Source organism: Streptomyces prunicolor (assembly GCF_045162825.1).
In the GTDB taxonomy this organism is placed as follows: Bacteria; Actinomycetota; Actinomycetes; order Streptomycetales; family Streptomycetaceae; genus Streptomyces; species Streptomyces prunicolor.
Map to the genome: position 1 here is coordinate 3,447,657 of NZ_CP108676.1, position 22,733 is coordinate 3,470,389.

Annotated in this window: 22 protein-coding genes; 10 read left to right on the forward strand and 12 right to left on the reverse strand. The window is 72.2% G+C overall.

What is annotated here, in order from left to right; translation table 11 throughout:
• Window position 1: 1 nt before the first annotated feature.
• A complete protein-coding gene (locus OG588_RS15415; protein WP_405947778.1) occupies window positions 2-493 on the reverse strand; it encodes a hypothetical protein in 492 nt (163 codons plus the stop codon).
• A 244-nt stretch (window positions 494-737) separates the two neighbouring features.
• Between OG588_RS15415 and OG588_RS15420 the strand changes: the two genes are divergently transcribed.
• From OG588_RS15420 to OG588_RS15455, 8 genes are all read left to right on the forward strand, one after another.
• Window positions 738-2,048 carry a cytochrome P450 gene (locus tag OG588_RS15420; RefSeq protein WP_405947779.1) on the forward strand — a complete coding sequence of 437 codons (1,311 nt, stop codon included), beginning with the start codon at window positions 738-740 and terminating at the stop codon, window positions 2,046-2,048.
• Between the two features lie 278 nt (window positions 2,049-2,326).
• The gene (locus tag OG588_RS15425; protein WP_405947780.1) at window positions 2,327-3,463 is read left to right on the forward strand and encodes an acyl-CoA dehydrogenase; all 1,137 of its coding nucleotides are present in this window, start codon (window positions 2,327-2,329) and stop codon (window positions 3,461-3,463) included.
• 35 nt (window positions 3,464-3,498) lie between these two features.
• Window positions 3,499-4,722, forward strand: coding sequence for a GNAT family N-acetyltransferase (locus OG588_RS15430; protein ID WP_405947781.1), 1,224 nt, complete (start codon window positions 3,499-3,501; stop codon window positions 4,720-4,722).
• Window positions 4,710-5,237, forward strand: coding sequence for a type II toxin-antitoxin system RatA family toxin (locus OG588_RS15435; RefSeq protein WP_405947782.1), 528 nt, complete (start codon window positions 4,710-4,712; stop codon window positions 5,235-5,237). The genes OG588_RS15430 and OG588_RS15435 overlap by 13 nt, the downstream gene beginning before the upstream one ends.
• On the forward strand, window positions 5,234-6,478 hold the full coding sequence (locus tag OG588_RS15440; protein WP_405947783.1) for an aspartate aminotransferase family protein: 1,245 nt from the start codon (window positions 5,234-5,236) through the stop codon (window positions 6,476-6,478). The genes OG588_RS15435 and OG588_RS15440 overlap by 4 nt, the downstream gene beginning before the upstream one ends.
• A gap of 43 nt (window positions 6,479-6,521) precedes the next feature.
• The gene (locus OG588_RS15445) at window positions 6,522-6,830 is read left to right on the forward strand and encodes an acyl carrier protein (protein ID WP_405947784.1); all 309 of its coding nucleotides are present in this window, start codon (window positions 6,522-6,524) and stop codon (window positions 6,828-6,830) included.
• A complete protein-coding gene (locus OG588_RS15450; protein WP_405947785.1) occupies window positions 6,827-8,086 on the forward strand; it encodes a beta-ketoacyl-[acyl-carrier-protein] synthase family protein in 1,260 nt (419 codons plus the stop codon). Before OG588_RS15445 ends, OG588_RS15450 begins: the two co-directional genes overlap by 4 nt.
• 44 nt (window positions 8,087-8,130) lie before the next feature.
• A complete protein-coding gene (locus OG588_RS15455; RefSeq protein ID WP_405947786.1) occupies window positions 8,131-9,159 on the forward strand; it encodes an SDR family oxidoreductase in 1,029 nt (342 codons plus the stop codon).
• Window positions 9,160-9,395: 236 nt separating this feature from the next.
• On the opposite strand, the gene OG588_RS15460 is transcribed toward OG588_RS15455, so the two are convergent.
• Window positions 9,396-10,106, reverse strand: coding sequence for an SDR family NAD(P)-dependent oxidoreductase (locus OG588_RS15460; RefSeq protein ID WP_405947787.1), 711 nt, complete (start codon window positions 10,104-10,106; stop codon window positions 9,396-9,398).
• A gap of 47 nt (window positions 10,107-10,153) precedes the next feature.
• On the reverse strand, window positions 10,154-11,134 hold the full coding sequence (locus OG588_RS15465; protein ID WP_405947788.1) for a DUF4331 family protein: 981 nt from the start codon (window positions 11,132-11,134) through the stop codon (window positions 10,154-10,156).
• A 363-nt stretch (window positions 11,135-11,497) separates the two neighbouring features.
• Here OG588_RS15465 and OG588_RS15470 point away from each other — a divergent pair, with 363 nt between their 5' ends.
• Window positions 11,498-12,217 (forward strand): SDR family oxidoreductase, encoded by a 720-nt coding sequence (locus OG588_RS15470; RefSeq protein WP_405947789.1) that lies wholly within the window; start codon window positions 11,498-11,500, stop codon window positions 12,215-12,217.
• Window positions 12,218-12,227: 10 nt separating this feature from the next.
• On the opposite strand, the gene OG588_RS15475 is transcribed toward OG588_RS15470, so the two are convergent.
• The 9 genes from OG588_RS15475 to OG588_RS15515 all read right to left on the reverse strand — a co-directional run bounded on the left by OG588_RS15475 (window position 12,228) and on the right by OG588_RS15515 (window position 21,399).
• On the reverse strand, window positions 12,228-15,005 hold the full coding sequence (locus tag OG588_RS15475) for an ATP-binding protein (RefSeq protein WP_405947790.1): 2,778 nt from the start codon (window positions 15,003-15,005) through the stop codon (window positions 12,228-12,230).
• Between the two features lie 87 nt (window positions 15,006-15,092).
• Window positions 15,093-15,359 carry an alpha/beta fold hydrolase gene (locus OG588_RS15480; RefSeq protein ID WP_405947791.1) on the reverse strand — a complete coding sequence of 89 codons (267 nt, stop codon included), beginning with the start codon at window positions 15,357-15,359 and terminating at the stop codon, window positions 15,093-15,095.
• Window positions 15,356-16,735, reverse strand: coding sequence for a dihydrolipoyl dehydrogenase family protein (locus OG588_RS15485; RefSeq protein WP_405947792.1), 1,380 nt, complete (start codon window positions 16,733-16,735; stop codon window positions 15,356-15,358). The genes OG588_RS15480 and OG588_RS15485 overlap by 4 nt, the downstream gene beginning before the upstream one ends.
• Before the next feature lie 23 nt (window positions 16,736-16,758).
• Window positions 16,759-17,526 (reverse strand): SDR family NAD(P)-dependent oxidoreductase, encoded by a 768-nt coding sequence (locus OG588_RS15490; RefSeq protein ID WP_405947793.1) that lies wholly within the window; start codon window positions 17,524-17,526, stop codon window positions 16,759-16,761.
• 111 nt (window positions 17,527-17,637) lie between these two features.
• Window positions 17,638-18,255, reverse strand: coding sequence for a VOC family protein (locus OG588_RS15495; protein WP_405947794.1), 618 nt, complete (start codon window positions 18,253-18,255; stop codon window positions 17,638-17,640).
• A 115-nt stretch (window positions 18,256-18,370) separates the two neighbouring features.
• Window positions 18,371-19,066 carry a type 1 glutamine amidotransferase domain-containing protein gene (locus tag OG588_RS15500; protein WP_405947795.1) on the reverse strand — a complete coding sequence of 232 codons (696 nt, stop codon included), beginning with the start codon at window positions 19,064-19,066 and terminating at the stop codon, window positions 18,371-18,373.
• Between the two features lie 118 nt (window positions 19,067-19,184).
• Entirely contained in the window at window positions 19,185-19,589 is a 405-nt protein-coding gene (locus OG588_RS15505; protein ID WP_405947796.1) for a hypothetical protein, read from the reverse strand.
• A 446-nt stretch (window positions 19,590-20,035) separates the two neighbouring features.
• Window positions 20,036-20,737: a response regulator gene (locus OG588_RS15510; protein WP_405947797.1), complete on the reverse strand. Its 702-nt coding sequence runs from the start codon at window positions 20,735-20,737 to the stop codon at window positions 20,036-20,038.
• Between the two features lie 197 nt (window positions 20,738-20,934).
• A complete protein-coding gene (locus OG588_RS15515) occupies window positions 20,935-21,399 on the reverse strand; it encodes a Crp/Fnr family transcriptional regulator (protein ID WP_405947798.1) in 465 nt (154 codons plus the stop codon).
• A gap of 477 nt (window positions 21,400-21,876) precedes the next feature.
• On the opposite strand from OG588_RS15515, the gene OG588_RS15520 reads away from it, so the two are divergent.
• Window positions 21,877-22,695, forward strand: coding sequence for a universal stress protein (locus OG588_RS15520; RefSeq protein ID WP_405947799.1), 819 nt, complete (start codon window positions 21,877-21,879; stop codon window positions 22,693-22,695).
• Window positions 22,696-22,733: the final 38 nt, after the last annotated feature.

The window sequence follows — 22,733 nt, forward strand, 5'->3', positions numbered from 1 at the left end:
CTCAGGACCCTGTGGTGGGCGCGATCGAGCGCAGCTCCTGCACGGTCCCGCCGAGCCGGGAACGGAACCCCTCCAGCAGCTCCGGCGTCGCGCTGACGACCCAACGAGTGCCGACGAGGTACTTGCCGCCGTACATGGCGGCACTGTCGAGCCAGGTCACCTTGAACCGTTCCTCGGGGAAGGTGGTGATCCGGTACTCCCCCTGCTTCGTACGGCACAGCCCCTCGCGCAGCTCCTCCGCCTCGACCCGGATCTCGGCGGTGCACCCGGTCAGCCCGGCGATCACCTCGACCTTCGCGGGGGCCACAACTCCGGCTTCAGGGGCGGCGGTCACGGCGGCCGTGGCCGACTTGCGCTTCTGCTCCGCACTGTCCTCGCCCCCGCCGCAGGCCACGGCCAGCGGGAGCAGGGCGAGGGCGGCACCTCGGCGCAGGCGGGAGGTGGAGGTGTGCCCTCGGGCGGGCCGGCGGCTCTGGTGGGTCTGGTGGGTCATGTCAGGGGGTACGGGGGCGCCGCTGCGGCCGTTCAAAGTCGTGGACGCGCGTACCCGTAGTGCGCTGGCGCCTTGCTCTCCGGCCGTGCGCCCCCTCGTACCTCGTGCTCCTTTCCGCCCGCTTCCTTGATTTCCCCGCTGTTGTCCAGGGCGTTCCGGGGAAATGCGTCGGGCGTGGTTTGTCGGGCGACAGATAGTGGCCCGTAGCTGCCGGTCGGACAGTTCCGGCTGCGGGAAGGAATTCATGACGCATCGGACGACGGACCCCGCCACGGATACGGACACGGGCACAGGCACCGCAACCGCCACCGCGATCCTCGAAGGGCTGCTCACCGAGGAAGGCTCGGCCGACCCCTTTCCGCTGTTCGAGCGGGCCCGGGCGCTCGGGCCCGTGCTGCCGACCGGGGACGGGGTCCTGCTGGTGACCGGCTACGAGGAAGCGGAACGGCTGACACGCGACCGCGCCTTCGGGATCCGGCGTACGGAGGCGGGCGAGGCGACCGGCCCCGGCGGCACCGAACATCTCGCGCAGCGGATCATCAGCGCCTCCCTCCTGGAGACCGACCCGCCCCGGCACACCCGCCTCCGGTCCCTGGTCTCGTCGTTCTTCGCGGCCCGCAGGATTCCCGCGCTCGAACCTCTGATCGCGGCGGCGGTGGAGGACCTGCTCGATGAGATGGCAGGCCAAGCGGGCCACGCCGGCACTCCAGGCTCCGGCACCCTCGGCTCCGGCACCCTCGACTTCATGGAGGTCTTCGCCTCCCGGCTGCCGATGAGTGTGATCTGCGAGCTGATGGGCGTACCGAAGGAGGACCGGCACAGGTTCCGCGCCCTCTCGTCCGCGCTCACCGTCACGCTGGAGATCGCCCAGCCTCCCGAGGCGGTCCTGGCGGCCGATGCCGCGGCGGCCGAACTCGTCGATTATTTCTCGGACTTGACCGCCCGGCGCCGCGCGGACCCGCAGGACGATCTCGTGAGCGCGCTGGCCACGGCGGCGGAGGGAGCGGCGGGAGGGGACGCTCGGCTCAGCGAGGACGAGATGCTGTCCATGTTCGTGCTGCTTCTCGTGTCCGGGTTCGAGACCACCGCCAGTCTGCTCGGCAACGCCCTCGCGCTCTCCTTCCAACACCCCCTGGCAGCGGCCGGGTTGCGTGACGGCACGACTCCCCTCCTCGGATTCGTCGATGAGGTGCTGCGGCTGGATGCCCCCATCCAGTACGCGGCCCGTGTACCGCTCACCGAAGGGCTCGATGCCGGAGGGGTGCCCGCGCCTCTCGGTACGGTCGCCCTGGTGCTCCTCGGGGCCGCCAACCGCGACCCGAGGCAGTTCGACCGCCCGGCGGAGTTCGACTCCCTGCGCACCGGCCCCCAGCCGCTGGCCTTCGGCGGGGGTGCCCACTTCTGTCTGGGCGCCCCGCTCGCCAGGCTGGAGGCGAGCATCGCGCTGCCCGCGCTCCTGAGACGCTTCCCCCGGCTGCGTCCGGCCGGTGAGCCCGTCAGGCGTTACGGACTCATGCTGCGCGGCTACGAGGAACTGCCCGTCACGCTCGGCTGACATTCGCACCGATGTTCCCCACCTCCTTCGTTACGGGTAGGCATTGCCTCCTAAATCGCCATCAAGCCGACAGAGCACTCAGAGCACACTTGAGGGAAAGTTAAGCTGCAATACGCAAATAGGCCGCATAACGCTTCATTTCTTTTCCCTCTTTCCTGACGCGATTCGCGGACCGTCAGGCGGTCCTCACCCAGCTCGAATTCCTTGTTGAGCCGCGCCCACCCACGTGTACAGGCCACCCACCCCACCGGCCCCCGCCGGACGAGAGGCACCACCCCGTGAAGTTCCTGCACCATGAACGCGCCACCGTAGAAGCCCTGTTGCCGGGGCTGGACGCGGCGCTCGCCCGGCATCCGCTGGCCGCGCTGGAGAGCGCGCCGAGTCCCGCCATCGCCGAGTTCCGCGCGGCGGGCGGCCCCGCGCTGCTGGTGCCCACCGAGAACGCGGGCATCGGCGCCGGACCTCTCCAGGCCGTACGGGTGCAGCGTGCCGTCGGCTCCCGCTGTCCCTCGCTCGCGGTGGCGACCACCATGCACCACTTCTCGATCGCGGGGCTCGTGCAGGCCGCCGCGTACGGCAACGGCAGCGGCGCGGAAGGGCTGCTGCTCGAAGCCATCGCCAAGGAAGGGCTGTTGCTCGCCTCCGGGTTCGCCGAGGGAAACACCGGCCAGAACATCCTGGGCCCGCACATCACCGCCCGCCGTACGGACAGCGGGAGCATCGTGCTGAACGGCAGCAAGATGCCGTGCAGCCTGTCCCGTTCGATGGACCTGCTGACCGCGTCCGTGATGATGAAGGACGACGACGGTGTCGATCGGCTCGCCGTCGCCCTGATCCCGGCCGGATCACCGGGACTTGAGGTGCGCCCCTTCTGGAAGTCCCCGGTCCTCGCGGGCGCCGAGAGCGACCAGGTCGTGCTCACCGAGGTCGAACTCGACCCCGCGATGGTGGTGTTCACCCAGGTCACCGCCGACGCCGTCCCCGACGAGCTGAACATCGCCGGCTTCCTCTGGTTCGAACTCCTGCTGACCGCCGGGTACATCGGGATCGCCGGCGCCCTCGTCGAGCGGGTCCTCGACAAGGCGGGCGGCCCGCAGGACCCGACGCCCTTCCTGGTCGACATCGAGGCCGCGATGCTCGGCGTCGAGTCGGTCGCCCGGGCCATGGACACGGAGGCGTGGAGCGAGGCGCTGCTCGTCGACGCCCTGGCCGCCCGGTACGCGGCGCAGGACGCCATCGCCCGCACCACCACGGCCTGCCAGGCGGCGCTCGGCGGCATGGCGTTCATCACCGCGCCCGACAGCACGTACCTCGCCTCCGCCGCCACCGGGCTCACCTTCCACCCGCCGTCCCGGGCCCGCATGGGCGCCCCTCTGCGGGAGTTCCTGAACGGCGCCCCCTTGCGGATCGGCTGAGCGCGGTGCTGACGACGAACAGGAGCGGGTTGCCCATGGAGCCCGCAGCCGACGCCGCCGCCTGCCGGGTCGAGGTACTGCGCTCCATCGACTTCCTGCCGGAGTCGGTCTGGCACGAACTCGCCCCGCCGGACGACCCGATGTGGTCCAGCGCCGTCTTCGCAGCCATGGAGGACGGCGCCATCGGCCCGGACAGCTATGCCTACTTGGTGGTCCGCAGGGGCCCGCGCACCGAGGCCGTACTGCCTCTGGCGCTCTTCCGGAACCTGCACCTCGACGACATCGTCGGCCCGCAAGAGCGCCAATTCCTGGCCCCCGTGCGGAAGTTGGCTCCCCACCTGCTGCGGGCGCCGATGCTCTTCTGCGGCAACTTCCTCGGCCAAGGGCACGTCCTCACCTCCCGACCGCTCACCGACGAGGTCGGCCGGTTGCTGGTCGAGGGCGTACTCCGATTCGCGCGGACCGAGCGCCTCGGCACTGTCGTCTTCAAGGACTTCGCCCCCGCCGACCTCAACCCGCTGCGCACCGCCCTCAGTTCGGCGGGTTTCTTCCCCGCGCGGAGCATGCCCGACACCGAACTCCCGCTGTCCGCAGCGTCGTTCGACGAGTACATCGAGCAACTTCCGGCCAAACCACGGCGCAACGCGCGCAGCAACATCCGTAAGTTCGCCGCCCACCCGGGACTGCGGATGGAGACCGTCGAGGACTTCCGCCCGCTCGTACCACAGATGCTCGGCCTCTACCGGCAGGTCATGGACCGGGCGGACCAGCGGCTCGACGTCCTCGACGCCGGTTTCCTGACCGCCCTCGCGGCCGCCCCCGGGCCGGACCGGCGGCTGGTGGCCTGCTTCGACGGCGAACACGGGGACCGGCTCGTCGCCTTCCTGCTCTGTCTGTTCAGCGGCTCCGGCGCCACCGGCGCCCGCATCGGTCTCGACTACGCGCTGGCGCACGAGGCCCGCCTTTACCACAACGTGCACTACGCGGCGATCCGCCTCGCGCTCGACGCGGGCTGCCGCCACATCCGCTTCGCGCAGACCGCGTACACACCCAAGGTCGAGCTCGGCTGCCGGCTGCTCCCGCAGTCGTACGCGATCACTCATCTACGTCCGCTGCCGCGCGCGGCGTTGCGCCGGCTGCTGCCCGCGGCCCTCGCGGCGGCACGGACCCAGGCGCTCGGCCCGCACCTGCCCGCGCGGGCCACGCGTTCCCCGAGCCGCCCCGACCAGAAAGGCGCCCCCTCCGCATGCCCCGAGTAGAGGTCGAACTCCCCATCGCCGTACCGCCGGAGACCGCGTGGGCCGCCGTCGTGGACGTGGAGGCCTTCCCCGCGTGCATGGACAGCGTGGACTCCGTCACGATCACCCGGCGGGCCGACGACCGGCACCGGACGAGCGCCTGGGCGGTGCGGCTGAAGGGTTCCGTGCTCCAGTGGACCGAGGACGAGGTCCTCGACCCGGTCGCCCGGCGCTTCGACTTCCGCCAAGTCACCGGCGATCTGGGGGAGTTCGAGGGCCACTGGGCCGTACGGCCCGCGCCGGGCGGGCACAGCACGGTCTCCCTCGACGTCACCTTCGACATCGGCATCCCGCTGCTGGCCGACCTGCTCAACCCGGTCGCGGCGGACGCCCTGCGGGAGAACGCCGCCCAGATGCTGTCGGCGCTGGAACGCCGACTGCTCGCCGCCGACGCCCAGTTGAGCACCCCCGTGAGCGACCCGGTGAGTGTCCCGCCGCCCACCCGTGAAGCCGAAGAGGAACACGACCGCGTATGACCACGACGATCGGCGCCCCCTCCGACACCTTCGATCTGATCCGGCGTCACCTCTCCCCCCGGCTCGCCCTGACCGGTTCGTTCGCGGGCCGGGGCGCGACCGAGGTGTCCGGCGAGGGCTGCCGGGTGACGCTGTCCGACGGGCGTACGGCACTCGACTTCGGTTCGTACGCCGTCACGCTGCTCGGCCACCGGCACCCGGACGTGCTCGCCGCCGTCCGCGCGCAGCTCGACACGATGCCGACCTCGACCCGCAGCCTCGCCAACCCGACGGCCGCCAGCGCAGCGGCGCAGCTCGCGGAGTACTTCCAACAGGCCCTGCCCAAGGTGTACTTCGGGCTCAACGGCGCCGACGCCGTCGAGGTCGCCGGCAAACTCGCGCGCCTCGCCACCGGACGCGGCCGGGTCGTCGCGGTGGAGGGCGGCTTCCACGGCAAGTCCCTAGGCGCGCTGGCGCTCACCCACAGTCCGCTGTTCCGGCGGGGTCTGCTGGGCACGTCCGTCGACGTCGTCCACGTCTCGCCCGACGACCCCGGTGCCGTCCTGCGGGAGGTCCGGGGCGGGGAGGTCGCCGCGGTCGTCTTCGAACCCGTCCAGGGCGAGAACGGCGCGGCCGTGCTGCCCGTCGACGTCCTGCGCCAGTGGTGCGCCGACGCCGCGCGGTACGGCACGTTCACCATCGCCGACGAGATCCAGTGCGGGCTGCGCCGGTGCGGGGAGCGTTCCGTCGCCCTCGCGGCCGGACTGCCCGTCGACGCCGTCCTGGTCGGCAAGCCGCTGGGCGGAGGGGTCGTACCGCTGTCGGCGCTGGTCTGCTCCGAGGAGTTGTACGCCCCGCTGAGCGCCGATCCCTTCCTCCACTCGGCGACCTTCGGGGGCCACCCGCTCAGCTGCGCGGCGCTGCCCGCCGCGCTCACGGCGATCGAGGGGGCGGCCGAACACGGCGCGGGACTCGCCGCCGCGCTGGACCGCGCCCTGGCCGAACTCGTCGGCAGGCACGGTGAGTTGATCGCCGGGATCCGCGGCAAGGGGCTGCTGCGCGGTATCGACTTCACCTCGCCCGGGGTGGCCGGCTCGGTGGTGGTCGAACTCGCCGGCGCGGGACTGCTGGTGTCGCCGTGCCTGGGCCGCCCGGGCACCGTACGGCTGCTGCCGCCGCTGGTCAGCACCGAGTCGGACATCGCGGAGGCGGCCGACATCCTCGATACGGCGATCGGCGTGGCGGCGCGGCGCTGCGAGTGACCGGCCGTACCACCACCCTCGCACCGCACAGGAAAGGACACCTATGGACCTGAACACCCCGGCGGACCCGGGCAATTCGGGGACTGCCACCGAACTGGCCCTCAGCCGCGCGGAGTTGTCCCTCACCGTCAGGACGGCCGTGTCGGACGTCCTCGGTACCGAGGTGGACGACATCGACGAGGCGACCGACCTCGGCAACGACTTCGGCATCGACAGCCTGGAGTTGATGGATGTCGGCAGCCGGCTGGAGAACGCCTTACGGGTCAAGATCCCGGTCTCCGATCTCCTGGAGGCGAGGACCGTCGGCGACGCCGTCGACCTGCTGGCGCGGCGCATGGGGAGGACCGTATGAACGGCGCCTCTCCTTCCGGGCGGGTCCGGGTCGTCGTCACCGGCCTCGGGGTCAAGTCACCCGCGGGCAACGACGTCGAGGCGGCGTACGCGCGGCTGCTCGCCGCCGAGTCGACAGCCGTCGTAGCGAAACACCTGGTGGAGGCGGAGCGCGACCTCGCCGTCGAAATGGCGTGTCTGGTACCGGAGTTCGATGTCGAGCCGTACATCACGCGGCGGGAGCGGCGGCAACTCGACCGGGCGGCCGAGCTGTTGCTCTGCGCGGCCGTGGACGCGGTGTCCGACGCGGGCGAGTCGGCCCTCTCCGACCTGCCGTCCTCGCGGGTGGGTGTGCAGGTCGGTACGGGGATGGGTGGCCTGGGGACGATGGAGGGCACCACGTTCGACTACGGGGCGCAGCCGATGACGATGCCGGTGCACACCGTCCCCAGGACCATGGCGAACTCGCCGGCCTGCCGGGTGGCGATGCGCTACGGCTTCCGCGGCAACTGCGCCACCTACGCCACCGCCTGCGCGAGCGGCACCACGGCCATCGGTGAGGCGGCCCGCCGGATCCGGTACGGCGAGTTGGACGCGGCGGTGGCGGGCGGTGTCGACGCGCCCGTCACGACCACCATCGTGGGCGCCTTCGCCAAGATGCGGGCCCTGTCGCGGCGTTGCGACGAACCGGACCGGGCCAGCCGCCCCTTCGACACCGACCGCGACGGCTTCGTGATGGGCGAGGGCGCCGCCGTACTCGTCCTGGAGCGGCGGGACTTGGCCCTCGCCAGGGGGGCCAGGATCTACGGCGAGATCACCGGCTACGCGGCCAACTGCGACGCCTTCCACATCGCCGCGCCGGACCCGGAGGCGGCGACGGCGGCCGAGTGCATGCGGCTGGCCGTCGCGGACGCCGGGCTCTCGCCGGGCGACATCGGGCACATCAGCGCGCACGGCACGTCGACGGTGCTCAACGACCGGGCGGAGGCGACCGCGGTCCACCGGTGCTTCGGGGAACAGTCACCGCCGCTGACCGCCGTGAAGGGCGTGAGTGGTCATCTCATCGGCGGATCGGGCGCGTTGGAGGCGCTGCTGGGCCTGCTCTGCGCCGACCGGGGTGTGGTCCCGGCGATCGCGAACACGCTCGGCAGTCCGGAGGCGGACCTGGTGGACGTGGTGATCGGCGGGCGCCGCACGATCGCGCGCGGGCCGGTGCTGTCCAACTCCTTCGGTTTCGGCGGGCAGAACGCGTGCCTGGTCCTGACCCCACCGGCGTGACCCGCCACCACCGGACCCCCTCTCCTCACGGAACGGCCAACACCATGCGAACCCTTGTCACCGGCGCCACCGGTGTGGTGGGCACCGAAGTCGTCGACCGGCTGCGCGCGGACCCCTCAGGTCCCGGGTCACTCACCCGAGTGGCCAGGCGGGCGCCGGACGCGGAGGTGACGACCTGGAACATCGGCAACGAGCCGCCGCCCCAGGAACTGTCGGGGCACTGGGACGTGATCGTGCACACCGCCGCCTCCACCCGCTGGACCATGAGCAGGGCGGAGGCACAGGCGGCCAACGTGGACCCGCTGCGGGCGGTGCTCGCGCTGGCCGACCGGGACACCCACGTCGTGCAGGTCTCGACGGCGTACGTGGGCGGGGTGCGGGCCCCGGAGGATCTGCGGGGCGCGGAGTTCGAGGGATACCGCAACGGCTACGAGTGGTCGAAGGCCGCCTGCGAGTCCGTGGTGCGCGAGGAGCACGGCGGGCCGCTGACGATCGTGCGGCCACCGCTGATCGTGGGCCGGCGCGACGACGGGCGGATCGCCCGTTTCTCCGGGCCGTACACGATCATCCACGCCCTGGTCTCGGGCCTCGCCGCCGTCGTCGTCGGCGACCCGGAGGGCTACGCGGAGATCAGCCCGGTCGACGAGGTGGCGGAGGCCGTCGCCTCGGCGGTGCTCGCCGCTCCCCCGGACACTCCACGCGTCGAGGTGGTCGCGGGCGGCGGCGGCAGTCTGCGCCTCTCCGCGATGATCGGCATCGCCTGCCGGACCCTCAACGAGTTCCGCGCGCACCATGGCGTCGCCCCCATCGAGCAGCCCCCGTTCGTCCCGCCCGCCACCTGGAACCGCTTCTTCCTGCCCCTCGCGGACCAGTACCTGTCGCCGTTCCAGCATCACGCGGTCCAGCTGCTGGCCATGTTCCAGAGCTACACCAGCATGTCCTCCCCCTTCGAACCGACGCGGACGGTCCACGATCCGGGGGCGGTCATGGAGACGGCGGTACGGCACTGGGCCGCGCGCAAGCCGCGGCTGGCGCTGGCCCAGCCGAATCCGTGGACTCTGCTCGCGACCTGAGGGGGGCCGAGCCCAGGCCCGGCGCCCGCGTTGTCCGGCTCGGCGCTCGGGAGGGGTCCCGGGCGCCCGGCGACAGAGATCGGTCCGGCCGCCCGATCCGCAGACCCTGAAGCCCTCCCCGTGAATGATCCCGCCGCCCCTCTCCTGCCTCCGCGAGGGCACTGGCCGACCGCGGTCGCGGTCGCCGACCCGTCGTCCCCTCCGGGGACCCGTCCCCGTCCACCCGCACCGCAAGTTCAGTGCCCGGCGCTCTGGCCGCCGTCGACGTGGAGGATCTCGCCGGTGACGAAGGGCGCGTTCTCCAGGAAGAGGATCGCGTCGACGACGTCACCGATCTCGCCCATCCGCCCGAGCGGGTGCAGCGCGGCGAGGCTCTCGGTCGCGTCCGGGTTCATGGCGGTTCTGATGACGCCCAGCGCGACCGCGTTGCTGCGGATGCCGCGGGAGGCGTACTCGATCGCCAGCGCCCTGGTGGCGGACTGCAGCCCGCCCTTGGTGAGGGAGGCGAGCACCGCGGGGATCTCGGAGTTGGCGTGGTCGGCGAGGCTGGTGCTGATCTGGACGATGTGGCCGGTGCCCTGGCGCAGCATCTGCCGGACGGCGAGCTGGGTGAGGTGGAAGAAGCCGGTCAGGTTGACGCCGATGACCGTCTCGTACTCCTCCCGGGAGTAGTCGGTGAACGGCTTGGCGACGTAGAGGCCCGCGTTGTTGACCAGCGTGTCGATCCGGCCGAAGCGCTCGATCGCGGCGACGGTGACGCGCCCGGCCGTGCCCGGATCGGCGATGTCGCCCTGGACGGTGAGCACGTCCGGGTCCTCGGAGGGGGTGATGGTGCGCGAGGTCGCGACGACCGCGTGGCCGAGCTTGCGGTATGCCTCGACCAGGCCGGCGCCGATGCCCTGTGACGCGCCGGTGATGACGGCTACCCGCTTGACGGGAATGTCCATGGTGGCCCTTCGAGGTGGCGGTGGTGGTGCGGACCGATGGTTGTCGGTTAGCGGTGCGGAGGGCCGAGGTGGGGGAACTCGGGCAGCAGGTCGTCGTGCGGCGGCACCCCGCCCTCGGTGACCTTTCCGTTGGTCAGGAAAGCCATCCGAGCCGTGAAGACGTCATCGGTGAGGCCGCGCCCATTGGGATAGGCGGCGGGTCGGCCGCGGTCGTAGCTCAGGACGTCCGGCAGGACGGTGGCGGCCGCCGCACCCGCTTCGGCGGGCGGATAGCCGTTCCCCTCCAGGATTTTCGACCACGGCGCCAGGTACGTCGCCACGTCGTCCGCCGGACGTCCGGCGTTGTACGCGTCCTTGGCGTACTCGGGGTTGATGAACGGGTTGATCGTCGGATGCCCGCCGCGGTCCACCTGCACGAGGGCGCCCGCGCGGCGCACGCTGACGGTCGCCCAGAGGTGGATCACCGGTTCCGGGCCGAGCATGTCGTCGGGCACCTCCAGCGCGATGCACTGCACGTCCTTGCCGGCGAAGGCGTCCTCTCCCGTCCACTCGAAGCCGTGCAGGGCACCTTCGGCGTCGGCGAAGAACGGTTCGCTGCGGACGCCGGTGAACAGCCGGCAACGGCCCGCTCGCACGGGCTGCGCGGACGCGTCGAAGCCGACCGGCAGGCCACTCGCGAGCACCTCACCGGCCGGCTCGGCGCTGCGGGCGTCGGCACCGGTGGCGTAGTAGGCCGTGCCCGTCTGCCGGCCGCCGTTCGCCGGCGTGAACACGAACGAGAAGGCGGCGTCGGCCTCGTTGTCGCCGTCGTTGTCGATGTTGATGCGGTACACCGCGTCGGGGTGCAGTTCCGGGCTCATGAGGAACGGCGGGGTCGCGCTCAGGCCCGTCGTGAAGGGGTTCACGTCGATGATCAACACCGTTCCGCCGGTGTCGCCGGACGCCGGGAAGGCGTACAGGTCGGTCAGGTCCAAGCGCGCGTCATTGCCCGGGAACCTGAGGTAGGCCGCGCTGAAGTGGTTGGACATGGTGACTCCCTCCGCCGGCCACGGCATGGGTGGGCGGCTTCGTCCAGCTTCGCCCCGGGCGAGGGGGCATCGCGCCCGTGGAAGTCCCTGGTCCGTTCCGTGCCGGGCGGTGGCGGTGGCGGGCGGCGCAGTCGCCGTCGGCCGGTCGACTCCCTGGTCGGCGATCCGCCAGGGAGGACCACGGGCGCGAGCGACACGGTGACCGCACGATCCTGGACAGACCGACGGCCGGAGGCACCTGACCAGGCTGTGGGGACTGCCCGGCCAGGGGAGCGGTCGCGTGCGGGGACCGGGCGTCTCCAGCGGCTCGACGGTCTGACCGGCGCCGGCGCCATGTCCCTTCTCCCCCCTACGGAGGCAGCCGTGAACGATCTCTCAGGAAGCACAGTTGTCGTCATCGGCGGCAGCTCCGGCATCGGGCTGGAGACGGCCCGCCAGGCGCACGCGACCGGCGCGAGGATCGTCATCACCGGCCGTGACCAGGAACGGCTCGACGCCGCGCGGGACCAGCTCGGCGCGACGTCCGCGAGGCTCGACCTGGGTGATGCCGAAGGGCTGCACCGGTTCTTCGCGGAACTGCCCTCGCCGGTCGACCACGTCCTCGTCGCCGGGGGCGGACCGCTCTACGCACCGATCGCCGACATGGACTTCGACCTGGCCCGGAGCGTGCTCGACGAGCATCTGCTGGGCTCGCTGCGTGTCGCGCGGGAGTGCGCGACAGGTGTCCGTCCCGGCGGATCGCTGACGTACATCACCGGCACGCACGCCCGTCGCCCCGGCGTGGGCCTGAGCATCGCGGCGATCGCGGCCGCGGGCCTGCCCGCCATCACGGCGAACGCCGCTCTCGAACTCGCCCCGGTCCGGGTCAACGCGATCGCCGCCGGGTTCGTCGACACCCCGCTGTCGGCACGCCTGCTCGGCGACGAACTGGAGCCTCGCCGGGAGCAGTTGCGCGCCAGGCTGCCGATCCGGCGGGTCGTGGGCCCGTCGGACGTGGCCGCGCTCGCCCTCCACCTGATGACCAACACAGCACTCACCGGGGCGACTTACGACATCGACGGCGGCCAGCAGCTGGTGCCTTGAGCTTGAACTCCTAGTCCGGCGTGGCCTCGTACTTGCCGCGCGGCAGTACGTCGCGGAGTTGTCTGCGGGAGGTGATCGACAGCTTGGTGAAGATCTTTCGTAGGTGCCACTCGACGGTCCGTGGGCTGAGGAACAGGCGGGAGCCGACTTCCGGGTTGGAGAAGCCGTCCTGTACGAGCAGCGCGATCTGCTTCTCCTGGGGCGTCAGTTCGTCGCTCGTCGAGGCCTCGACCGTGCGCTTGCGGACGGTCTCCCCGGTGGCGAGCAGTTCACGGCGGGCCCGTTCGGCGAAGGCCTCCATTCCGATCGACCCGAACATCTCGTAGGCCGTACGGAGCTGGCCGCGCGCGTCGCTGCGCCGCCGGTCCCGGCGCAGCCACTCGCCGTACAGGAGATGTGCGCGCGCCAGTTCGGGGCGCAGCCGGGTGCGGCCCAGGCGCTCGATGGCCCGGCGGTAGAGGCGGTCCGCGGGTGCCCCGGTGCTCAGCAGGGCCCGGCAGCGGGCCAGGACTCCCTGTGCCCAGTCGGTGTCGCAGGGCTCCGCCGCGTCCGCGAGCCGGGCGAGCGCGTCACCGGCGACGTCCTCGGCTCCGACGCGCGCCGCCGCCTCGACGAGTTCGGGCAGTACCCAGACCGAGACCCACAGGTCGGCGATCCGGCTGCTGATCTGGGCCGCGGGCAGCGCCTGCTCGTAGCGGGCGAGACCGTTGTTGAGGACGGCGGCGGCCCAGTGGGCGACCGTGACCCCCATCAGCTGGCCGTTCGCGCCCGCCTCCTCGATCGTGGCGGCGATGAGGGGCTCGGCATCGGCGCTCCGGCCCCGCAGCGCGCTGAGCCGGAGCTTGACGTGCGGCGCCAGCGGGACGCCGGTCGCCGCGGCGACGATGTCCGCCTCGTCGACGATCGCCGCGGCGGCGTCGAAGTCCCCGGTCCAGGTGGTCGCCATGCCCAACGACGCGAGGCAGAAGGGGAGTTCGGTCAGGGCGCCGGCGGCTCGCGCCACCTCGACGGCCCTGCTGTAGGTGCTGCGCATGGCCTGGTCGTCCCAGACCGCCGCGCTGACGCCGTTGGCCACCCAGCCCCAGGTCAGAAGGTCGGGCGCGGGAAGGTCCGCGAGCGCGGTCACCGCCCGCCGGAGTGCGGGGACGGCGGCGGCGCGGCCGTCCGTGACGAGCAGCGCGCAGGCCTCGATGACGAGGTCGAGGGCGCGGGGAGTTCCCGTGGCCGCCGGGAGTTCTCGCATCGCCCGGGAGATCGTCATGAGGCTGTCGGCGTCCGCGGCGACGAGTGCGGAGGTGCCCCACGCGAGCAGGTAGGTCTCGCGCGCGAGGTCCGTGTCGAAGGGCTCCAGCCGTTGTGCGGCCGTCAGCAGCAGCGGTGGTGCCTCTTGGCCGAGGCCGGCCGCGAACGTGATCCGGCTGCGTACGAGATGGGCTCGGACGCGCTGGAACTCGCTCCGGGCGTACTGCTCCGCGATGTCGACGAACCGGCGGGCGGCGTCGAGGTCACCGGCCTGGAGGCTGATGTCCGCGGCTGCCACGGCCCGTTCGGCGCGCCGTGAGGTGTCGCCGGTGAGGGCCACGGACCGCTGGAGGAACGCGGCCGCGGCGGCGAGACCGCCGCGTGCCTGCGCACGGCCGGCGGAGCGTTCCAGCTCGGCGGCGACGGACTCGTCCGGGCCGGCGGTCGCGGCCGCCAGGTGCCAGGCACGGCGGTCCGGGTCGGCCTGCGGGTCGGTGACCTCCGCGAGGGCCAGGTGTGCCGCCCGGCGGTCCTCCTCCGTCGCCGACCGGTACACGGCCGACCGCACCAGCGGGTGCCGGAACGTCACGCATATGTCGAACGACAGCAGCCCGTCCGTGCCGCCGACGAGAGCCGTCTCCGGTGTCACCCCGCGCCGTCCGGCCGCACTCCACACCAGGGCGGGATCGCCGACCGGCTCGGCGGCCGCGATCAGCAGGAGCAGCCGGGTCTCGTCCGGCAGCCCCTCGATCCGGCTCAGGAAGCTCTGTTCGATCCGGCCGGGCAGCGTGTCGCCGTTCAAGAGGCCGAATCCACCGGCCAGTTGGGTCACGGTCAGTCCTCGGGGCAGTTCGAGGAGGGCAAGCGGGTTGCCTCTGGTCTCCGCGACGAGCCGGTCGCGGATGTCCTGGTCGAGCCGGGTGTGGGTGACCGAGTCGAGCAGGGTGTGGGCGTCGGCGTCACCCAGCCCGGTGACCTTCAGCTCCGGCAGTCCGAGCAGGTCCCGAGGTTCCTCGCGGGCCCCGAAGACCAGGGCAACCGACTCCGCCAGCAGCCGGCGGGCGACGAAGCCGAGGATCTGCGCCGAGACCCGGTCCATCCACTGCGCGTCGTCGACCAGGCAGAGCAGCGGGTGTTTCTCGGCGGCGTCGGACAGCAGCCCGAGTACGGCCATCCCGACCAGGAAGCGGTCGGGCGGGGGGCCCGCGCGTATCCCGAACACCGTCTCCAGGGCGGCGCACTGCGGCTGGGGCAGGTTCTTCAGACGTTCGAGCAGCGGCGCACAGATCTGGTGCAGGGTGGCGAACGCGAGTTCCATCTCGGATTCGATGCCGACGGCGTGCAGCACGCGCAGGTCGGTCGCCGCCCGGGTCGCGTAGTCGAGGAGCGCCGATTTCCCGACGCCGGGTGGGCCGTGGATCACGAGGGTGCGGCTGTCCCCGATGCGGACCGCGCTGATCATCTCGTCCAGCAGGGCGCACTCGGTCCGTCTCCCGAGCAGGCCGGTCTTCGCCCCGTCCGGTGAGCTGTGCTCGGCATGCGCCACGGCTACCCGCCTTGATTGCGGTACGCCCCCTGGTCACACTGCACGCTACAGCGGGGAGAGCGCGGGCCGTAGGCGGTAAATTTCAGGTCATTTCTGCCAGGAATGCCCGGATTCGCCGGGCGGCGTCGTCGGCGCGGGTGTCCAGGACGAAGTGGCCGGAGCACCAGCCCACAGCGGCCCGAGCCCGCTGTCGTGGGCCACCGCGTTCTGGACGATCAGGGCCTCCAGCCGCTCCGGGCGCGCCATGGCCATCCGGAAGCCGTGCGGGAGCAGCAGGACGGGGGCGTCGGGCGGCCCGGCCTCGCGGTAGAAGATCTCCAGGTCGTCGACCTTGAGTGTGCGGTAGCGCGTCATGCCGACCGCTTCCCCGCTACGGCCCCGATCTGCTCGTGCAGGTCCTTGAGCGCGGCGACGTAGATCTCCGAGAACGTGGGGAACGGCTGGATCGTGTCGCGCAGTACGTCCAGCGGGACGCGGGCGCGGATCGCGAGGGTCGCCTGCTGCAGCCACTCCCCCGCCTCCGGGCCGAGGGCGTGGGCGCCGGTGATCACCCGGCCGTCGCTGAGCAGCGTGAGGAACCCGTTGGCGTCGGCGTAGGCACGGGTGTAGGCGGCGGTCTTGGCCACGCCGGAGATCGGGACGGTGGCGCCGAACCGTGCCTCGTCCGCGCCGACCGACGCCGCCTGCGGGTCGGTGTAGACGACGCGGGGTACGGCCGTGTAGTCGGCCTCGCGGGGTTCGCCGAGGATGTTGGCGGCGACGATCTCGCCCTGGTACTTGCCGACGTGGGTGAGCATCCAGAGGCCGGTGGCGTCGCCGACGACCCACAGCCGCTCAGCGGCACGCAGCCGCGAGTCGACGGGAATGCCGTGCTCGTCGGCCTTCACGCCCACCGTGTCCAGGCCGATGTCGTCGACGCGCGGGCGGCGCCCGGTGGCGACCAGAAGGTGATCGCCGCGCAGTTCCCGCCCGTCGTCGAGCGTCAGGACGTAGTCCTCGCCCTCACCCTCGCCCTCGCGCCGGGCGGCGACCGTGCGCGGCCCGAGCACCAGCTCGACCCCGTCGCGGCGCAGCACCTCGCCGAGCGCCTCGCCCAGTGGCCGGGGCTCGCGGGGCAGGACGTACGGGCCGTGGGCCGTGAGGACCACCTCGCCGCCGAGACGGCGTACGGCCTGCGCCATCTCCACGCCGACAGGGCCCGCGCCGAGCACGATCAGCCGGCGCGGGACCGCCTTCATGCCCGTCACCTCGCGGTTGGTCCACACGCCGGTCAGTTCGGCCAGGCCCGGGACCGGCGGCATGATCGGTGCCGCCCCCGTGGCCACGACGACGTGCTCGGCGGTGTGGCGGGCGCCGGCCACCTCCACGACACCCGGTCCGGCCAGGCGCCCGGTGCCGCGCAGCAGCGCGATGCCGTTGTCGGCCAGCCAGCGTTCCTGCCCGGCGTCGGAGTAGTCCGACACCATGAAGTCCCGCCAGGCCAGGGCCTGTTGGACGTCGACCTGGGCGCTCGCCGCGGCCTCTCGGGCGCCGTGCACGGCCTCGCCCGGGCGCAGCAGTGTCTTCGAGGGGATGCAGGCCCAGTACGAGCACTCCCCGCCGACCAGTTCGCGCTCCACCAGGGCGACTCGCAGACCGCCCTCGGCCAGGGCGCCGGCGCAGTGCTCGCCGGGCGATCCGCCGCCGAGCACGATGACGTCGTAGTCGTAACCGTTGTCGTAGGGGCTCATCCGTCCGTCCTCCTCGTCTGCGGCTACCACGGCTGGTCACCGGCCCGCACCAGCATCTCGTTGACGGCCACCCGGCGCTCCCGGGTGACGATGTAGCCGATCGCGTCCGCGATGTCCTCGGCCCGTAGCGGTTCGATGCCGCCGACCTGTCGGAGGGCCGTCTCCCGGGTGGCCTCGCCGAGGTGGTCCGCCAACTCCGTGCGTACGGTGCCGGGTTCGACCACGGCGACCCGTACCCGCTCCACGAGCAGCTCTTGGCGCAGCGCTTCGGTGAAGCCGTTCAGACCGAATTTCGTCAGGTTGTAGACGCTGCTTCCCGGGCGGGCGACCCGGCCGGCCGTCGAGCCGACGTTCACGATGTCGGCCACCTGCCGCGGGGAGGTGGCCGCCGCGTCGATCAGATACGGAACGGCGGCGTGGGTGACGTGGAGCAGCGCGGCCACGTTGAGCGAGACCATCCGGTCCCACTCCTCGACGGTGGTGTGCAGGGCGGTGCCGAGCAGCATGATCCCGGCGTTGTTGACCAGGATGTCGAGGCGCTCCAGCCGCCCGAGCGTGACCTGGACCGCCTGGTACGCCTGCTCGGGCTCGGTGATGTCGGCCGCCACGGCGTGGGCCCGGCCGCCCAGGTTGGCGATGTCCTCGGCAAGCCGGTCCAGGCGGGCGCGTCGGCGGCCGACGAGCGCCACCGCCGCGCCCTCCTCGGCCAGTCGGCGCGCGGTCGCGGCGCCGATGCCGCTGCTTGCGCCGGTGACCAGCGCGACGGCTCCGGCCAGCGGTTTCCCGGACACGGCCGGCTCACTTCCCTCGCGTCGAGGACGCGGCGGAATCCGAGGCCGTCGGGCGCTTCGGGCCCCGGCCGAGGTACCGAACGGGCGCAGCCGCCCGCCCGACCGACGTGCTCACGACGGCAGCTCGGTACCGGCCTGCTCGCCGACCATGTACCGCGCGTACCAGTCGGGCCAGTCCGGGTCCTCCTCGCCGGTACGCGCCTCGTGCTCGCCGTGTGCCGCGGCGGCCCGGCGCAGCGCGCTCGCCAGGTCCTCGGCGGAGGCGAACGTCGTGGCCGCCGGGTCCACGCGGCCCGGGAGCCGGGTGGTGATCTCCTGGAGGATCCAGCCGTTGCCGTCCGGGTCGCTGAACGACAGGAACGAGCCGTAGCTGCTGCGCTGCGGATCCGGCCCGGGCACCCGGGCGTCGGTCCCCGCGTGGTGGAAGACGCCGCCCTCGTCGTGGAACACGTCGCTCGGGTCGGCGCCGGCCCGCTTGAGCTCGTCGCGGGCGGCGGCGATGTCGTCCACGATCAGGTGCAGTCCCTGGGCCGAGCCTGGCGCCTGGGACGAGACCGAGGTGCCGAAGATGACGGAGGCCGGCGAACCCGGCGGGGTCACCTGCACCACCCGGAAGTCCTCGCCGGTGGCGACGTCGGCGTCGAGCCGCCAGCCCAGCGCCGTATAGAAGTCCTTGGCCCGGTCCACGTCCCCGACCGGCACCACGACGACTTCGAGCTTCATGTCCATGGGGTGCTCCTCCGTTCCATGGGGTACTTCTCCGTTCTCGGACGAACTTCCGACACCACCAGACTCGCCCCTACGGCCCCGGTTCGCGCCAGGGAGTTCCAGGTTCCGCTGCCGGCTATGTCACGAGCTCCAGGAGACGCTCCGCCAGCACCGCGGCCGAGTCGGGGTTCTGCCCGGTGATGAGGTTGCGGTCCTCCACCGTGTACGGCTTCCAGATCGCACCGCGGCTGAACTCGACGCCGATCTTGTCCTTCAGCTCCGTCTCCAGCAGCCACGGCGCCCGGTCCGCGAGACCGACACCTTCCTCCTCCTCATTGGTGAAGCAGGTGATCCGGTAGCCCTTGAAGGGCGACTCGCCGTGGATCCTGGTGGCCAGGATCGCGGCGGGGCCGTGGCACACGATCGCGAGCGGGTTGCCCGAGGCGAGCTGCGCCGTCAGTATCCGGCCCATGTCGGCGTCCCACGCAAGGTCGGACATCGGGCCGTGACCGCCGGGCACGTACACCGCGTCGTAGTCCTCAAGACGGACGTCCGACAACTGGATCGGCCTCCGCATCACCTCCGCGGAACGGATGATCTCCTCAAGGTCGAGGGCGCCCTGCTCACCGCCCGCCATGGAGGGCCGAAGGCTCATCATGTCGACGTTCGGTGTCACGCCGCCGGGTGTCGCGACCACGACCTCGTGACCTGCCTCCGTGATGAGCTTGTACGGGGCCGCGAACTCCTCGGCCCAGTAACCGGTCGCGTACCTGGTGCCGTCCTTGAACACCCAGTACGTCGCTCCGGTGAGCACGAAAAGCAGCTTCGCCATCTCCATCACTCCTACCGTCGAGGGCCCGGCGCCCGCGTTCGCACCGCGGAACCGCCACCTGCCGCCACTCTCCGGCCTGCCGCCGCCCGGTCGCACCGGTGGGACACCCTGGTCGTCGTCACTGGGCAGGCGGGAACCGTGGGAGGCAGGAGTGCCTGGTGCAGGAGCGATGCCCGTACCCCGTGCGCGGTCGTGATGAGCAGGACCCGTTCGAGGGCCGCTGCTCGAAGGGGCGCACGGTGAGGCCGTTCCGGTGGCGGTGGGCGCCGAAGTCGCGCACCGGCACGCGTTCCAGGGAGTCCTGGAGACCGAGCGCCTGCGCCGGTATGCCCAGGCCGCTGTCGTGCGTCTCCGCCACCCAGCGGCGGCTGTCCGTGGCGCGGTCCGCGTCAGTGGTGTTGCGGTGCTCCGCCTCCCTCGTGAGGGACAGCACGCCGTCGGCCCCACGGGGCGGGAGGCAGTGCAGCCGTGCCCCTTCCCTGTGTGCCGCTTCGGCCAGTTCGGTACGCAGGGCGGTGGGCAACTGCCGTCCAGAGAAGGGGAATCGGCTGCTGCGCCGGCGCCACACGGCGTCGTACGGCGCAGTGTGCGAGGACGTCCTGGCGGTGCCGCCGAGACGTACGGTGGCGAGCAGGTCCGGCTCCTCCGGGCGTGGGAGGAACGGGTCACCGGTTCCCGGCCGAAGTGCTCGACCGCGACCCGCAGGTTCAGTACGGCGCAGCCGACGGACAGGTGCAGGGCGCGGCCCGTCGGGTCGATGTGGCGCAGGCCGCGCTGCGTGGCCGCGCGGATCTCGACCGTGAGGGTCTCCGGGGCCGGGCTGAAGCGCCAGGGCTGGGTGTTGTGGATCGAGGGAGCGGCTACGGCCGCGGCGAGCACCCTTTCCAGCGTCGTCCCGTCGAGGGCCGCGGTACGCATCGGGGCCTCCTGCCCGCCCTGCGCCGATGGCGGCGGTCGGGCCCGGCGGCCTCACTTCTCGGGGCGGTCGCCCGCCTGCGACTGCTCCAACTGCGAGGCCAGGACCGCGGCCTGGACCCGGCGCTGGACGCCGAGTTTGGCCAGCAGCCGGGAGATGTGGTTCTTGACGGTCTTCTCCGAGAGGTAGAGCCTCTTGCCGATCTCGCGGTTGGTCAGTCCGTCCCCGATCAGGGCGAGGATGTCCCGCTCACGCGGGGACAGGCTCGCCAGTTCGGGCGACAGCGCCGGGGTCTCGGCGGGCTCGGCGCGCAGCGAGCGCATCAGGCGGGCCGTGGTCGCGGCGTCCAGCATCGACTGGCCCGAGGCGACCGTCCGTACCGCGGAGACCAGGTCGGAGCCCCTGATCTGCTTGAGCACGTAGCCGGACGCCCCGGCCATGATGGCGTCGAGCAGGGCGTCCTCCTCGTCGAACGAGGTCAGCATCAGACAGGCCAGCTCCGGCATCCGGCTGCGCAGCTCGCGGCAGACCGTGATGCCGTCACCGTCGGGGAGACGTACGTCGAGCACGGCGACGTCCGGGCGCACCGCCGGGCAGCGGGCGAGGGCGTGCTCGACGGTGTCCGCGTCGCCGACCACCGAGATGTCCGGTTCGGTGTCCAGGAGGTCGGTGATGCCGCGTCGTACGACCTCGTGGTCGTCCAGCAGGAAGACACGGATCGGGTTCTGCTCCGTGAAGGTGCGTGGCTCGGCCATGACGACCCCTTGTTCCCCTTGTTCCCCGGTGGCGAACGGGCTGCGGGTTTCCCGTGAGGACGATCATCACGCGCCGGGCCCGATCGCACTAGGGCCGACCGGCCCCCGTCGGCTCGGAAACACGTCCGCACCGTGTGTCGGTGGGGTCGCTGTCGCGAACCTCCTCCTTGGGCCCGGTCAAACGGTGCCAGAGGGTGTCAGAGGGTGCTGCCGGCGCCGTACGGGGCGTACAGGTCCAGCAGCCGGGTCCGGGCGGAGCGCAGGCGGTGGGCGAGCACGTCGCCGACCCACTGGGCGACGGCGCTGCCCAGGGCCGGGTCCTCCCGGCACATCAGGCGGACGGCCGTGGCGTCGAACTCGTACGCCCGCACGGGGGTCGTCGCTTCGGCGCCGAGATGCCAGGCGTGCGGGGCGAACAGCCAGGACCAGCCGACGAGTTCGTCGTGCCGAAGGGTCTCGATGACGGCCGGGCGACGGCCCGGCACACGCATGTCGAGCTCGATCGTGCCCGTGCGGATGATCCAGAACCGGTCGGCCCGGCCGCCCTCCTCGAACAGGCGCGTCCCTTGCGCGAAGGACACCTCGCGGGCGGTGCGCAGCAGCCGCTGCCGGTCCTCGGCGGGCAGCGCGCGCAGCATGCTGGGGGTGGGGGTGGTGATCATGGCCTGCCTCCCGACGGAGTAGGGGAACTGCCATGACCAGCGTGTGTCCGGCGCCCCGCGACGGACCATGGGCCACCCGGTCCGTCGGCCGGGCCACTCGGCTCCGATCAGGAGACTTCTGGCACCCTGCGGCCACGCCGATCCGGCGGTTCGATGAGGTGTGCCGCGCTCGACGCACCGGTCGTCCCGTTCCGGACCCTCCGTCCTCCACTCCCCCTTACTGCTCCTCCGTCCGCTGACCCTCCGTCTCCTGCCGTGGCAGGGAACCGAGTCAGGGCCGGACGGCACGCTTCGGGTACCCGTCCGGCCCTGTCGGGTGCGCGGCGCCGGGGAGAGTCTGAGTCCTGGGGAGCAAGCCGGGTGCTGCCGGGCCGACACCGCGAGGTCACGGATCCGGCAGCACCCGGTCGCCCGCCGACGAACGCCGTGCGAGGCGCCCGAGGTTCCGAGACGACGTGTGGTGAAGGGAGGACCGTCATGAGCGGCCCGGTCGTAGTGGGAATCGATGGCTCGCAGTCAGGCATGGCCGCGGTGGAGGCCGCGGCGCACGAGGCCGATCGCATCGGGGTGGAACTCCGGTTGGCGTACGCCTACGAGTGGCCGACAGCTCGTGTGTCACCCGGTGTTCCGCCCTGGGACCGGAGTGGAGCGGGGGCGTGCCGTGTGGTGAAGGGAGCGTTGACCGAGGCCGAGCGATGGGCCGTCGGTGCCGCGCCCCAACTCCGGGTGACGCACGAGGTCTTGATGGGTGCCCCCGTGGCGGTGCTGGAGTCCGCATCCCGAGAGGCGTCCCTCCTCGTGGTCGGCGGCCGTCCGCCGGGCGGGGCCGGGTCGCTGCGACGTGGCTCGGTCGCCGGGCAGTTGGCAGCCCACGGACGTACGCCGATGCTGGTGGTACGCGGCAGGCCGGACCCGGCCGGTCCCGTCGTGCTGGTCGGCGGCCACGCACAGGAGGTCCGGGAAGCGGTGGAGTTCGCCTACGCCGAGGCAGCGGCGCGTGACACGGATCTGGTCGTGCTGGAGAGGACGACCGCGTGGCACGGCCGGTCGTACGACGCCTTCGCCGAAGCCCTGTCCGTGCAGAGCGGTAAGCACCCGGACGTCACCACACACCGTGCCCGCGCCCGGGGCGGGCTCAGCCGGGCGCTCGTCGAGGCGAGCACCCGGGCACAGCTGGTCGTCGTCGGTGCGCGAGGCCGGGGCCGCCGGACTGGCGTTCTGCCGACCCCGGTCAGCATGGTGGCCCTGCACCGCGCGGACTGTCCTGTCGCCGTGATCCACTCGGCGGAGAGGTGACCTTGGCGACTGCACGGTTCTCCGGCACCGTGCAGGCA

Bases quoted from the DNA above. Each gene is read 5' to 3' on its own strand.
- OG588_RS15415 (WP_405947778.1), bottom strand. From the start codon at position 493: ATGACCCACCAGACCCACCAGAGCCGCCGGCCCGCCCGAGGGCACACC.
- OG588_RS15420 (WP_405947779.1), top strand. From the start codon at position 738: ATGACGCATCGGACGACGGACCCCGCCACGGATACGGACACGGGCACA.
- OG588_RS15520 (WP_405947799.1), top strand. From the start codon at position 21,877: ATGAGCGGCCCGGTCGTAGTGGGAATCGATGGCTCGCAGTCAGGCATG.
- OG588_RS15430 (WP_405947781.1), top strand. From the start codon at position 3,499: ATGGAGCCCGCAGCCGACGCCGCCGCCTGCCGGGTCGAGGTACTGCGC.
- OG588_RS15500 (WP_405947795.1), bottom strand. From the start codon at position 19,066: ATGGCGAAGCTGCTTTTCGTGCTCACCGGAGCGACGTACTGGGTGTTC.
- OG588_RS15460 (WP_405947787.1), bottom strand. From the start codon at position 10,106: ATGGACATTCCCGTCAAGCGGGTAGCCGTCATCACCGGCGCGTCACAG.
- OG588_RS15445 (WP_405947784.1), top strand. From the start codon at position 6,522: ATGGACCTGAACACCCCGGCGGACCCGGGCAATTCGGGGACTGCCACC.
- OG588_RS15480 (WP_405947791.1), bottom strand. From the start codon at position 15,359: ATGACGCGCTACCGCACACTCAAGGTCGACGACCTGGAGATCTTCTAC.
- OG588_RS15435 (WP_405947782.1), top strand. From the start codon at position 4,710: ATGCCCCGAGTAGAGGTCGAACTCCCCATCGCCGTACCGCCGGAGACC.
- OG588_RS15515 (WP_405947798.1), bottom strand. From the start codon at position 21,399: ATGATCACCACCCCCACCCCCAGCATGCTGCGCGCGCTGCCCGCCGAG.
- OG588_RS15440 (WP_405947783.1), top strand. From the start codon at position 5,234: ATGACCACGACGATCGGCGCCCCCTCCGACACCTTCGATCTGATCCGG.
- OG588_RS15465 (WP_405947788.1), bottom strand. From the start codon at position 11,134: ATGTCCAACCACTTCAGCGCGGCCTACCTCAGGTTCCCGGGCAATGAC.
- OG588_RS15450 (WP_405947785.1), top strand. From the start codon at position 6,827: ATGAACGGCGCCTCTCCTTCCGGGCGGGTCCGGGTCGTCGTCACCGGC.
- OG588_RS15495 (WP_405947794.1), bottom strand. From the start codon at position 18,255: ATGGACATGAAGCTCGAAGTCGTCGTGGTGCCGGTCGGGGACGTGGAC.
- OG588_RS15455 (WP_405947786.1), top strand. From the start codon at position 8,131: ATGCGAACCCTTGTCACCGGCGCCACCGGTGTGGTGGGCACCGAAGTC.
- OG588_RS15485 (WP_405947792.1), bottom strand. From the start codon at position 16,735: ATGAGCCCCTACGACAACGGTTACGACTACGACGTCATCGTGCTCGGC.
- OG588_RS15510 (WP_405947797.1), bottom strand. From the start codon at position 20,737: ATGGCCGAGCCACGCACCTTCACGGAGCAGAACCCGATCCGTGTCTTC.